At 65.6% G+C, this 14,597-nt stretch carries 3 protein-coding genes; 2 read left to right on the forward strand and 1 reads right to left on the reverse strand.

The window, feature by feature from the left end; translation table 11 throughout:
- Nucleotides 1-105 precede the first annotated feature (105 nt).
- The gene (locus KHN93_RS10940) at nucleotides 106-10,302 is read left to right on the forward strand and encodes an autotransporter-associated beta strand repeat-containing protein (protein WP_211920098.1); all 10,197 of its coding nucleotides are present in this window, start codon (nucleotides 106-108) and stop codon (nucleotides 10,300-10,302) included.
- 113 nt (nucleotides 10,303-10,415) lie between these two features.
- Here KHN93_RS10940 and KHN93_RS10945 read toward each other — a convergent pair whose 3' ends face one another.
- Nucleotides 10,416-13,253: a S8 family serine peptidase gene (locus tag KHN93_RS10945; protein WP_211920099.1), complete on the reverse strand. Its 2,838-nt coding sequence runs from the start codon at nucleotides 13,251-13,253 to the stop codon at nucleotides 10,416-10,418.
- Nucleotides 13,254-14,276: 1,023 nt separating this feature from the next.
- Here KHN93_RS10945 and KHN93_RS10950 point away from each other — a divergent pair.
- On the forward strand, nucleotides 14,277-14,552 hold the full coding sequence (locus KHN93_RS10950) for a hypothetical protein (protein ID WP_047125354.1): 276 nt from the start codon (nucleotides 14,277-14,279) through the stop codon (nucleotides 14,550-14,552).
- Nucleotides 14,553-14,597 lie beyond the last annotated feature (45 nt).

Here is a 14,597-nt window from a genome sequence, read left to right on the forward strand (position 1 = left end):
ACGGCAAAAGCTGTTTTAAACCGACTCGACAGTAAATCAACTTTCTGCTGTTGGAGAGCGCGTGTGTGTGCGTGAGTCTCTGCACGGCGATACAGGGGGAATAAAATGAATCGTGCATTTGCGCTGGTCTGGAACGCGGCGATTGGCAATTGGGTGGTGACGCACGAGCTGGTACGTCGGCGGCGCAAGCCCGGTTCAACCCGCCGCAGTGTGGCGAGCCTGGTCGTCCTGGCGGTGGGAGCCGCCGCACCGATGCTGGCCTGGGGGGCATGCACACCTGCGCTCCCCGCAGCGGGTGCAACCGTCACCTGCACGGGGCTGCCAATCACCAGCAACAGCTTCGCAAGCAACGCAAACAACCTGACGATCAATGTTGCGGCTGGCACGCAAATGACCGCCGGGCTGCTGGGTGGCACCGCCATTGCGCTCAGTGGCACCAATGCCACGCTCAACAACAGCGGTACGATCGATCCCTCGGTGCTCGGCCTGTTGTCGGTGTTGAGCACCGGCGTCACCATGGGCAACGCCAGTTCCACCACTGTGACCGCCAATAATCTCGCCACCGGCGCGATTTACGGTACCGGCGGCCTGCTGGGAGCGAACCTGCTCAATCTCGACGGCATGGCGCTTGGCATCACCTCGGCCAGCAATGGCGTCGTGCAGATCAACAATGCCGGCCTGATCGATAGCCGTGCGTTGTTGAACCTGTCGGTGCTGAGTGCGGATACGCCGGTGATTGCAGTCAGCGGCGGCGGTACCGTCAATGCGGTCAACACCGGCACCATCAACGGGCGTGTGGGCTTCCAGAGTTCGGCCACCGGCAACAGCTTCGTCAACGCCGGCACCATCAACGGCAGCGTGTCGATGGGGGCGGGCAGCACCAACAGCTTCACGGCGGTGACTGGCGGCAGCGTCAACAGCGGCGGCGGGCTCGCGCTCGAACTGCTCGGGCCGGGCGGCTTGCTGAGCTTTGCGCAGACCGGTGTGGTGGACGGCGGCGCAGGCGGCACCAATACGCTGATCCTGCAGAATTCGGCCACCGGCACTGGCAGCGGCAGCACCGGCGTCGGAACACTCAGCACCGCGCAATACATCAATTTCGGCAGCCTGCGCGTCAACAGCGGCACCTGGTCGGTGGGGGGCGGAAGCAACTTCGGCAGCAGCGCGCTCAATGGCGGCGTACTGCAGTTTGCCAATCCTGCGCAGCTAGGCACTGCCATCACCGCCAACGGCGGTGCGCTGGAGGCGACGGCCGCCGGCCTGAGCCTGTCGCCTGCCGGCGGCATCACGTTGGGAACAGGTGGCTTGACCTTGCAGGGCGCCAATGCCCTGACTGTTGCCGGCCCCATCGTCGGCACCGGTGCGCTGACCAAGACCGGGACCGGTGCGTTGGGCCTGACCGGCAGCAATACCTTCAGCGGTGGCGTCAACCTGCTCGGCGGCTCAGTGACAGTTGGCACCAATGGCGCACTGGGAACAGGCACCGTCAACGTATCTGCCGGCAGCGTGCTTTCCAGTGCGGCAGTCGACTTGCCGAACGCGTTCGTGCTCAACGATTTCATCGGCATCGGCGGTGCCAATAACCTGCGACTTGGCGGCGGCATCAGCGGCGCCGGCGCGCTGAACAAGATCGGCACCGGCACGCTCACCCTGGGCGGCAGCAATACCTACGCAGGCGGCACGACGCTGGGTGCGGGGACGCTGCTGATCGAAACCAGCACCGCGCTCGGAGCGGGCACGGTGACGGCCGCCGGTGGGCAGCTGGATACCAGCGCTCCACTGACCCTGGCCAACAATGTTGCCTTGACCAATACGCTGGGCCTGGGTGCCAGCGGCAATGCGCTGACCCTGACCGGTACGCTTGCCGGTGCGGGTGGTGTCAACAAGACCGGCACCGGCACGCTCGCACTCAACGGCACCAACACCTTCACTGGCGGAACCACACTGGCATCGGGCACCTTGCAATTGGGCAGTGCCTTGGCACTGGGAAGCGGCGGCCTGAACGTCACCGGCGCGTCCAACCTCAGCAGCAGTGCGCCACTGACGGTGGCCAACGGCATCAGCCTTGGCGGACCCTTGAACTGGACCGGCGCGCAGGCGCTGACATTGAGCGGTGCCATCAACGGTGGCGGCAGCCTGATCAAGAGCGGTGCGGGCGACCTCACCCTGACCGGTAACAACGCCTACACCGGTGGCACCAGCTTGAGTACCGGGCGCCTGGTGGTGGGCTCGAACGCGGCACTGGGCACCGGCACCCTGACCGCAAGCGGCGGCGAGCTGGATGCCACCGCTGCGGCAACCCTGGGCAACACGATTGCACTCACCGGTAGCTTGGGCGTGGGCAGCAGCGGCAATGCCTTGAACCTGACCGGCGCCATTGGCGGCACCGGTGCGTTGAACAAGCTCGGCACCGGCAGCTTGACCCTGAGTGGCCTGAACACCTATGCCGGCGGCACCAACCTCAATGCCGGCATCTTGCAGGTGGCCAGCGGCACCGCGCTGGGCACGGGTGCGTTGAACGTCACCGGCAATGCGGCCCTGCAAAACACGGCGGCCACCTCGTTGAGCAACGCGATCGCGTTGACTCCAGGTGCGCTGACACTCAGCGGGGCGCAAGCACTGACACTGAGTGGCGCGATCAGCGGCACCGGGAGCCTGATCAAATCCGGCACCGGCGACCTCACGCTGAGCGGCAACAATCTGTACAGCGGTGGCACCACGCTCAGCGCCGGCAAGCTGACGGTAGGCAGCGACACCGCGCTCGGTGTTGGCGCGCTCAGCGCAGCAGCCGGTACCACCCTGGACAATGCAACTGTCAGCACGCTGGCCAATGCCATTGCGTTGGCAGGCCTGGTCAACGTGGGTGGCAGCAACGCGCTCACGCTTACCGGCGCCATCACCGGCGTGGGCAGCCTGGACAAGCTGGGCCCCGCCAGCCTGACCCTGGCCGGCAACAACAGCTACACCGGCGGCACGCGCCTGAGTGCAGGCAGCCTGATCCTGGGCAGCGACACCGCCTTGGGTCTTGGCACCCTGACCGTCGGCGGCGGACTGCTCGACAGCACCGCCGCACGCGTGCTCGCCAACAACGTTGCGCTGGAAGTGGACCTGCAGCTCGGCGGCAGCCAGGATCTCACTCTCACCGGTGCGGTCAGTGGCGTGGGTGGCGTGGTCAAGGACGGCAATGCTGCATTGACGCTGGCTGGACCCAACAGTTTTGCAGGTGGCGTGGATCTCAATGCAGGCGCGCTGCTGATCGGCGACGGCGCAGCCCTGGGCACCGGGGCGCTGACCGCTGCCGATGGCACGCAGCTGCAGGCCACCGCCGCGACCACGATCGGCAACGCTGTGGTGCTCAACGGTGCGCTTTCGCTTACCGGCAACAACGATCTGGGCGTCACCGGCATCGTCAGTGGCGCAGGCAGCCTGATCAAGCAGGGCGCCGGTGCGCTGACCCTCACCGGCAACAATGTCTATACCGGCGGCACCTTGCTCGACACCGGCATCCTGTCGGTCGGCAGCGACAGCGCACTCGGCATCGGCGCGCTCACCGCTGCTGATGGCACACAGCTCACTGCCAGCACTGCGGTGACCTTGCAGAACGCGGTCAATGTCGCCGGTCAACTCGCCATCGATGGCCAGGACCTCACCCTTGATGGCGTGGTCGACGGCGCCGGTCGCCTGATCAAGAACGGCACGCAAACGCTCACGCTCAATGGCAACAACACCTGGGCGGGCGGACTGCAATTGCAGGGTGGCGCAGTGGTGGTCGGCAGCGACACGGCACTGGGCTTGGGCACGCTGAGCGCCGCCGCGGGCACCACACTGGATGCCAGCACCGCGGTGACGCTGGGCAATGCGCTTGCCTTGAATGGCGCACTCACCTTGCCTGGCACGCAGGACATCACGCTCAACGGCGTGGTCAGCGGTATCGGCAGTCTCGACAAGCAAGGCGCTGCCACGCTGACCTTGGCCAATGACAATACCTTCAGCGGCGGCGTTGCGCTGAATGCGGGGCGTGTGGTGCTCGGCAACGACGCTGCGCTGGGCGTGGGTGCGCTGCTGGTCGGCGGCCCTGCCGAACTGGATGCCGCTGCCGCGCTGACGCTGGGCAATGCGGTGCAGTTGAACGATCAGCTCACGCTGGTCGGCAGCAACGATCTCGGCTTGAACGCTGCCATCACCGGCACCGGCAGCCTGATCAAGAATGGCGCCAGCACGTTGTCGCTCAACGCGGGCAACAGCTATAGCGGTGGCACCACGTTGACGGCCGGCACCATTGCGGTCGGCGCCAACGATGCACTCGGCACCGGCAGCCTGTCGGTGGTCGGCAATGCGACGCTGAGCAATGCGATTGCGGTGGCGTTGGGCAACGACATCGCACTTGGCGCAGCGCTCACCGTGGACAACGGTGCGGACATGCTGGTCAGCGGCAGCATCAGCGGTACAGGCGACTTGATCAAGACCGGTGCCGGCACACTGACTTTGACTGGCAGCAACAGCTACACCGGCCCGCTGGCAATCCAGGCCGGCACGCTGGTGGCCAGCACCGCCGCCTCGCTTGGCAACGCCAGCAACGTCGATGTCGCTGCAGGTGCGGTGCTGAATCTCAGCAACGGTGGTCTGATCAGCGCGCTCAGCGGCGCCGGCAATGTCAACACCGATGCCGGCGGCACGCTGCAGTTGGGCGGTGGCGATTTTGGCGGCAGCCTTGGCGGTGGCGGCAATCTGGACAAGGTCGGCGCCGGCACGGTGCGCCTGCTCGGCAACAGCGCGATCGGCGGTGCCACCCAGGTCAGCGGCGGTACCCTGGATGTGATCGGCACCCTGGGCACCAGTGCATTGAACGTGGCGCTGGGCGGCACGCTGACCGGCACCGGCACCACCGGCAACGTGGGAAGCAATGTGACCATCGCCGACGGCGGCCGGCTTGCATTGACCAGTGGCTCCTCGCTCAGCGTGGGTGGTCTGACCATGGCACCGGGTGCGTTTTTGGATGTCGCACTGGCAGCGCCGAGCAATACGCGGCTGCTCGCGGTCAATGGCGACCTCACCCTGGACGGCACGCTCAACATCACCGACATCGGTGGGTTCGGCACGGGTGTGTACCGGCTGATCGATTACACCGGCCTGCTCACCAACAACGGTCTGGCGATCGGCCTGTTTCCGGGCAGCGTAGATATCAGCCAGCTTGCGCTGCAGACCGCCATCGGCCAGCAACTCAACCTGGTGGTGACGGCGCCGGGCAGCATCGTGCAGTTCTGGGATGGTGTGCAAACCACCGCCAACGGCACCGTCGACGGCGGTGCAGGAACCTGGGGTGCGGCGACCAACTGGACCAGCCAGGACGGCAGCGCCAACAGCACCTGGCAAGGCGATTTTGCGGTCTTTGCCGGCAACGCAGCCGCCGTCGGCGTGGTGGGCACGCAGAGCATCGGCGGCCTGCAGTTCGTCACCGATGGCTATCAGCTGACCGATGCCGGCGCGGGTGGACTGGCTGTGACTGCGCCGTTGACCGCGATCCGTGTGGATCCGGGTGCAACCGCCAGCATCGATGTCGCCATTTCCGGCAGCGGTGGCGTGGAAAAGCTCGACACCGGCACGCTGGTGCTCGATGCGGCCAACAGCTATAGCGGCGGCACCGCCCTCAGCGGCGGCACCCTGGTGCTGGGCGACGCGCAGGCACTGGGCACCGGCACCCTGACCGCAGCAACCGGCACCAACCTCGATAGCAACCAGGCATTGGCGGTCGGCAATGCAGTGGTACTCGATGGCGCGCTCAACCTGGTCGGCAGCAACGACCTGCGCCTGTCAGGCCCGATCAGCGGCGCGGGCAGTCTGATCAAGAACGGCGCGTCCACGCTCACGCTCGACGGCGCCAACAGCTACGTCGGCGGCAGCGTGTTGAACGCAGGCACCCTGGCGGTTGGCAGCAACACCGCGCTCGGTGTCGGCAGCCTGTCGGTGCTGGGCAATGCCACCTTGAGCAACGCGATTGCGCTGGCACTGGGCAATGCGGTCAATCTCGGTGCCGATCTGACCATTGCCAGCGCGGACGATCTGGCCCTGACCGGAGTGCTGAGTGGCGCGGGTGCCTTGACCAAGACGGGCCTGGGCACCTTGACCTTGTCCGGCGGCAACACGTTCACCGGCCCGGTGTCAGTGCAGGCCGGCGTGCTCGCCACCGCTGCCCCCGGCGCGTTGGGCAACACCAGTGCCGTGGACGTCGCTGCAGGTGCCGGGCTCTCGCTCGGCAGCAATGCGGCCCTGGGTGCAGTGACCGGGCAGGGCAATGTCGCGGTGCTGGGCGGCACCACGCTACAGCTTGGCGCCAACAACGTCGGCAGTACTTTTGCCGGCAGCCTGAGCGATGCAGGCAATCTGGACAAGGTCGGCACCGGCACCTTGCAGCTCACCGGCACCAGCGCGCTCGGCGGCACCACCCAGGTCACCGCCGGCACGCTGGACGTGGATGGCACGCTGGCCAGTGCAGGCGGCCTGACCGTGGGCAGCGGTGCCAGCTTGAGCGGCAGCGGCGTGGTCGATGCGGCGGTCACGGTGAATGACGGCGGCCGTCTGGTGGTGACCAGTGGCGCAGTGTTGACCACCGGCAGCCTGAGCCTGGCTCCCACTGCCACGCTGGACGCGTTCCTGGGCATCCCCAGCCAGACCGGCGTGTTGGCGGTCAATGGCGATCTCACCCTGGACGGCACGCTCAACATCACCGACATCGGCGGGTTCGGCACCGGCGTGTATCGCCTGATCGACTACAGCGGTGGCTTGACCGACAACGGCCTGGGCATCGGCACATTGCCCGGTACGATCGATCCCACCCAGCTGACGCTGCAGACCGCGCTGGCCCAGCAGGTCAACGTGGTGCTGCTGGCGCCCGGCAGCAACGTACAGTTCTGGGATGGTGCGCAGACCATTGCCAATGGCAGCATCGATGGCGGCGCAGGCGTCTGGGCCGCAGGCCCCACCAACTGGACCTCGATCGATGGGCTGAGCAACAGCGACTGGCAGAACAGTTTTGCCGTGTTCGCCGGCACCGCGGGCAATGTAGGCGTGCAGGGCACGCAAGGCATCACCGGCATGCAGTTCGTCAGCGACGGGTATGTGCTGGGCGATGCCGGCGCCGGTGCATTGAGCGCCAATGCGGCCACCACCATCATCCGTGTCGACCCTGGCGTCACCGGCACCATCGACGTCGGCATCGGCGGCACCGGCACGCTGCAGAAACTCGATACCGGTACGCTGGTGCTGAGCGCCGCCAACACCTATACCGGCGGCACCGCGCTCGGCGGCGGCACGCTGGTGCTGGGCGATGCGCAGGCATTGGGCACCGGCACGCTGACCGCGGCAGCCGGCACCAGCCTCGATACCGATCAGGCATTGGCCGTGGGCAATGCGGTGGTGCTCGACGGTGCGATGACGCTGCTAGGCAGCAACGATCTCGCCCTGACTGGCGCCATCAGCGGTGCCGGCAGCGTGATCAAGACCGGTGCATCCACGCTCACGCTCAGTGGCAACAACAGCTATGCCGGAGGGACCGCGCTGAGCGATGGCACCTTGTCGATCGGCAGCAACAACGCGCTGGGCACCGGCAGCTTGTCGGTGGTCGGCGCTGCGGTGCTGACCAACCCTGTTGCCGCAACCGTGGGCAATGCGGTCGTCCTCGGCGCTGCGCTGAGCGTCGACACCCCGGCAGACCTCTCGCTTGCTGGCGATATCAGCGGCAGTGGCGCCTTGATCAAGACCAACACCGGCACGCTGACACTGGACGGCAGCAACAGCTACACCGGTGGCACGACGGTCAATGCCGGCACCCTGGTTGGCGACAGCGCCAGCCTGCAGGGAGCCATCGTCGACAATGCGGCGCTGGCGTTCAACCAGGTGGCCGATGGCGTGTTCACCGGTTCGATCACCGGCACCGGCAGCGTGATCAAGGATGGCGCCGGCGCACTATTGCTCAACGGTGCGAACGGCTACACCGGCGGCACCACGATCACGGCCGGTACCTTGATCGGCGACACCAGCAGCCTGCAGGGCGATATCGCCAACAACGCGGCACTGGTGTTCAACCAGAACACCGGTGGCGTCTATGCCGGCACGCTCAGCGGCACCGGCTCGCTGCAGAAGGCCGGCACCGGCGCGCTGCAATTGCTCGGGCCCAATACCTATACCGGCGGCACCGTGATCAGCGCCGGCAGCCTGATCGGCAACACCACCAGCCTGCAGGGCAATATCGTCGACAACGCCACGTTGGTGTTCGATCAGGCCAGCGATGGTGTGTTCGCCGGTGCAGTCAGCGGTACCGGCAGTGTGGTCAAGCAGGGAGCGGGGGCGCTGACGCTGGTTGCGCCCAATACCTATAGCGGTGGCACCACCATTGCCAGCGGCAGCCTGATCGGCAACACCACCAGCCTGCAGGGCAACATCGTCGACAACGCGACACTGGTGTTCGACCAGGCCGGCGATGGCACGTTTGCCGGCAACGTCACCGGCAGCGGTACGTTGATCAAGAACGGCGCGGGCGCGTTGACGCTGGATGGCGTCAATGCCTATCTCGGCGGCACCACGATCAATGCAGGCACATTGATTGGCGATACCGACAGCCTGCAGGGCAATATCGCCAATGCCAGCGCGCTGGTGTTCCAGCAAACCGCCAATGGCACCTACGCAGGGATCCTGTCGGGTACCGGCAGTTTGCTCAAGGATGGTGTGGGCACCTTGCTGGTCACCGCCAACAGCAGTGGCTTCACCGGGCCGACCACGATTGCCGCAGGAACCTTGAGTGTGGGTAATGCTGCCAATCCAGGCGCCGCGTTGGGCGGGCCGGTCACGGTGGGTCCGGGCGGCACGCTCACCGGCAGCGGCAGCATCGGCGGCCTGACCTCCGGTGGCACCGTGGCGATCGGTGGTACCACCGGCACGATCAGCGTCGGCGGCAATGCCGCGCTTGCAAATGGTTCCACCCTGCAGGTCACGCCGGGCGCGGGCGGCACGGTGACACCGATCAGCGTGGGCGGGGCGGCCACGCTGGCACCGGGCAGCACCCTGCAACTGGTGCGTGCGACTGATCTGCCGTTGTTCACCGAGATCCCGGTCATCAGCGCCGCTGGCGGGCTCACCGGGCAGTTTACCAACGTCATTTCCGACTACGCCTTCGTCACGCCGAATGTCAGCGCCAGTGCCACAGCGTTGTCGGTGTCGTTTGGCCGCAACACCGTGGCCATGGTCGATGCGGTCACCGCGCCCAACCAGCAGGCCGCCGCAGCTGCGGTGGATGGCTTGCCGACCACCAGCCCGGTCTACCAAGCGGTAGTGCGTCTGCCCGACGAACCGCAAGCGATCAGCACGGCGTTTGCCTCGCTGTCGGGCGAAAGCCATGCCAGCACGGCGACCGCTTTGCTGGATAGCCGCTTCCTGCTGAGCGGCGTCGGCAATCATCTGCGTGGCGACAGCCAGGATGCGCGGGTGGGCGACACCACGGTCTGGATCACCGGCCGTAGCCTGCCCAATCGTGTCGATGGAGATGCCAACACCGCCTCGGTGCGACGCGAGGACAACGGCATCATGGCCGGTGCAGAACGGCGCATCGGCGAGCGCAGCGTGGTCGGTGTCGCGGTCGGTAATCAGGATATCGAAACCCGCTCGCGCGAATCCTTGGATCGTTCCGATATCGATGGCACCCATGCCGGCGTCTATGCCCAGGCCGATTGGTCCGCGTTCGCTGTGCAGGCTGCGGTTGACTACGCGGATTACAGCGTGGACAGCAGCCGTCGGGTGATGTTGCCCGGCGTGCTCGAAGAGCGGCTGACCAGCAATTACGATGCGAAGGCCGTCACCGTGTCGCTGGAAGCGGCCTGGAATCTGCGCACCGGCAATGCGGTGTACAGCCCGTTTGTTGCGGCGGACTACACGCACCTGAAGACCGATGGCTTCAACGAGCGCGGCGGCATAGCCGGGCTGTCGGTGGACAGTGCCAAGGACGAGTACACCACCAGCACGGTGGGCATACGCGGGCGTTGGCAGTTGGGTGCGGCGGCCGGGGTGTACGCCTCGGTGGGTTGGCGGCATGCGTTCGGTGACCGCGCTGTGGAGCGGTCGGCCGGTTTCATCGGCACCGGCTCGCAGTTCTCGGTGCAGAGCGTCACACTGGCGAAGAACGCGGTGGTCGGCGAACTGGGCGTCAGCCTGATCACCTCGCCCAACAGCCGCATGGCGTTGTCGTTGCAGGGACTCAACGGCGATGGCCAGACCGCGTACGGCGGCCAGGTCACCTGGGGCTGGAGCTTCTGATTCACCGCAGACCAAAAAGCCCCGGCATTGCCGGGGCTTTTTTTTGCCTGATGCGTAGTGCTGCATGGCATCAGTGGTTGTGGTGACCAAGTGCGGTCGGGTGCCGGTCGCGCTTAGAACTGCCAGCGCAAACCGACATTGGCATTGATGCTGTTGGCATCGGAACGACCGCGCTCGGCGCCCACGTTGCCGTAGATGGAGAAGGCATCGTTGAGCTGGTAGCGCACGCCCACCGAGGCACGCGCCGACTGCTTGGACACCGGCTCGCCGGCCACGTTGAAGCGCGCTTCCGGAAGACCGGTGAACCAGGCGGTGAAGTCCGAGTTCGGATTGCCGAGCAGCGAGCGGTAGGCGATCAAGCCATCGAAGCCCCACTTGCCGCGCACCAGATGACCGCGCACACCCACCTCGCCATAGCCGGCACGCAACGTGTCGCTGTTGGCGCTCAACCCCAGCCCGGTGGCCGACGCTTCGCTGAAGGCATCCTGGGTCTGGCTGACCACGCCTGCGGCAATGAACGGCGACAACCCTGCCTGCGGCATCAGGCCGACTTCGGCACGCAGCGACCAGTTGGTGTCGTGGCGGCGATCCTGCAGGCGCTCGCCGATGCTGCCGGCCTGCACCGTGCGTTCGGTGTCCACATTGCTCATGCCGTAGGAACCGATCCCGGACACGTACGCCTGGCCGATCGGCTGATACAGATACGCGGTCATCGCATAACGGTCCGAGCGCAGGCGGCTGGCCGACGCATCGATGTGCGCACGGTCCTGCCCCGAACTCAGCGCCGCACCCACGATGGTGCCGGCGTTGCCCATCGGCAGATCCACACCGACGGTGGTGGCCTGCTGGGTGTAATCGGCCGAGTCGAAACCCTTGCCGCCCAGTTCGCCGTCCAGATAGCTGCCCTGCATCCAGGTGGTCAGCGTGGTGGTGTCGGCCAGGTAGGGCAGGCGATCGGCCGCCACGCGTGCATCGTTAAGTGCGGACTGGAAGCCCAGCGTGCGCTCGATGCCGTGCACCTGGCCGGCCAGGGTCGGCAGCGATGCGGCAACCTGCGCATCGTTGGCCGCCAGTAGCGCGCCGGTGGCGCTGATCAGGCCACCCAGGTTATCCGTATCACCGGAGGCCACACGCGTATCCAGCACCTTGACCAGCGTATCGGCCTGCGTGGCACCGTTGACCACCGACTGCGGCGCACCGGCCGCTTGCGCGCTGGCAGCGGAGGCATTGCGGGTCAGCGTGGCGGTGACGGTGGTGGGGTCGTAGGCGAGCGAGGCAGTCCAGAAGAAGTTGTTGGCGTACTGCACGCGGTCGAAGGTGCCTTGCAGCGTGCCGGCCTTGACGATCTTCTCGCTGCTGCCGACGTTGTAGCCAGCCGCTTCCGGCAGCAACAGCAGGTTGCCCTTCAGGCTGGCCTGGCCGGTGACGGTCAAGCCCTTACCCAGCTCGAGGGCGGTGGTGCCGGTGGGGTTGACCAGGCTGTAGTTACCATTGATCACGCCGCCATGCGATTCGAACGTGGCCGAGTTGAGCACGGTGACATCCGAACGCAGGCTGCCGGACAGTGCGAGCACGCCGTCGCTGACGCTGGTGCCGCCGGTGTAGGTGTTGTTGCCGCTGAGCGTGAGCTTGCCGGTGCCGTTCTTGGTCAGGCCGCCGGCGCCGGAGATGTCATTGCTGAAGGTGCTGTCGTAGCCGGAGGTCACATTCGCCGACCAGTTGCTGGCGAACTGGCCCGGGCCCTTGATCGCCTTGGCCGCATTGACCAGGCCGAAGCCGTACAGCGCATCCACGCCGGGGTCGCCCAGGTCGGTGGCGGTGGTCAGCAGGGTCTGCTGCAGGTTGGAGGCGCTCATCCACGGATACACGCCCAGCACCTGCGCCGCGATGCCGCTCACTGCGGCAGTGGAGAACGAGGTGCCGGCGATCTGGCCCTGCAGCTCGGTGCCGGCCAATGCCGGTGCGAAGTAGCTGCCCGGCGCCACCAGGCACCACTGTGCAGCGGCGCCGCAATGGTTGGAATAGCTGGTCAGGCCGGCGGCATTGCCGGCGCTGTCGATGTTGACCGCGCCCACGGCCAGCCAGTTGTTGCGCAGGCTGGCTTCCTGCACCGGCGTCGCTGCCGGGTAGGAGGCTTCCGCCGCGCCTTCGTTACCGGTGGCGGCCACGATCAGCGCATCGGCCTGCACCAGCGGGGTCAGCGCGTACTTCCAGGCCAGCGCGGCATTCGCACTGCTGGCCGCATCTGCATACGAGGCGCCGATCGACAGATTGGCGATCCGCACGCCGGCAGCCGCCAGGTCCACCGCCGCGCGGCGGGTCTGCTGGGTACCGCAGGAATTTTCGGCACAGATGCGCGCATAGAACAGGTCCGCATCCGGCGCGATACCGCCGGCGAAGCCGTCCTGGGCGGTGCCCAGCACCAATGCCGAGACGACGGTGCCGTGGCCGCGCAGCGCGTTCGACGTGGATTCCGGTGTGCCGGGGCTGGCGGTGTAATCGTTGAAGGTATCGACCTTGCCGCTGATCGGCGCGTAGCTGCCGTAGAGGTTGTCGTCCAGCACTGCCAGCTTGACGCCCTGGCCCCTGGCACCGGCCTGCTGTGCCAGATCCGCATTGGTCGGCACCAGCAGGTTGCTGCCCAAGCCCTGGTAGCGGGCGGGCGCAGGTGCCGGCGTCGGAGCGGTCTTGGGCAACGGGTCGGCCGTGGTGGTGCCCGGCGTCGTCGGCGTCGTCGGCGTCGTCGGCGTCGTCGGCGTCGTTGGGATTGTTGGGGTTGTTGGGGTTGTCGGCGTAGTAGGCGTAGTAGGCGTAGACGGCGTAGACGGCGTCGGAGCGACCACCGTGGTCTGCGGCGGATCACTGCGGACATTGCCGCCGCCGCCACCGCCGCCACAGGCAGTCAGGACAAGGCAGGAGGCGATCGTGGTTGCGAGTAGCGAGCGATTCATAGGTTGGTCGATTCCGGTAGTGGCGCGCCGCAACTGCAAAAGATCTAAAATTTGGCGCAGACGATTCCATCACCGGGAATTACCGGCGTGGCATTTGATTTCACGTGTTATTCACTTTATCCGCCGCGAATCTGTCCCCTCAGATAAGCGCTCCGGATAACACGGTGATGCGCCGACGCATTGAACCGTGTGCTTGCGAGATTGTTTAACGGCGCTATCGGTAAACTCTAAAGCCTGAACGGACAGTTGCTATTCAGAGAAAAACATCACGCATAGGGTTTTATGATTTAATCCATAGCCAAATTGGATTAGAAAACTCCCTATCAGACTCGACCGCAAATAAATGTCAGAGCGGACGCGACAATAAGCGGTCACGAATATCCGGGGGCGGCAATTCTAAATGCGATGCATATCGCAGGTAATCGGGAAATGCGTCGAAGATGTCGGTGAATTGCCCACACGCAGTAGCGGATTCGACTGTAAGTTAGCACGTCTAACGGACTCTTCCGTATCAGGCCTAACAGGGTGCGGTTTATCGAAATGACACCGGTGTTATATTAAATTTTCTGCTGCTAGACGCATATATCCACCGGATTTATATTAATCAAAAGCGAGCGAGCACAGCCATTGTGCCCAATTCCTCGCATTTCCTGCACGAAATTCGTAAGGAGATATGCTCGAAGAAACGATGGATGTTCAGTGCGCCGAATAAAGCTTCGAGGCCGGCGCGCGCTTGCCTAAAGCCATCAAGCTGAATGCCGGGGGAATATTCAAGCCGATTGTTTCCGGGGGGAACTCAAAGTTCGGCGTTCCCCTACAGCAGATTATTCTGATGATGCCCCTCGTCGGCGCCGCTAAGTGCGCCACGCAGGGCGCGACATCGGTGTCATCGCAGCATGGTCGGGCCTGCTCAGGCCGCAGCGTCATGTCGGGAGCGCGCCGCTGGCGCTGCGCTAGCGTCTGCATAAATTGTTCAAGTTCCGGCGCCGCTAAATTTGGGCATCACAGCTATGCTCGAGCCCGATGAGTACCCACTGCACCGAAAGAATGTCCACGGAAGGCACCGACCAGGGCCTGCCGTACCGTGTGGTCGCTCGACAGCTCGGGCATCGGCGCATCGTGCTGGAGACCTTGCAGGTCTGTGGGCATCCCGTGCCGCTGCCGGCTGCGCCCACCTTCGGCTCGCTACAGACCGCGCTGGAGATCGGTACCAGGCTGGCCGAGCAGTACATCGGCCAGTTGGTCGTCAAGCAGGCCGGCGTGCGGCCTGCGCTGGCGGCTGGCCCGTCGCCGCTCTAGCGGGGCCGATCGGTTTCGACGTGGTGCCGTCGGCAGCCGCATTCG

It is taken from the genome of Xanthomonas arboricola pv. juglandis, from assembly GCF_905367715.1.
Taxonomy (GTDB): domain Bacteria; phylum Pseudomonadota; class Gammaproteobacteria; order Xanthomonadales; family Xanthomonadaceae; genus Xanthomonas; species Xanthomonas arboricola.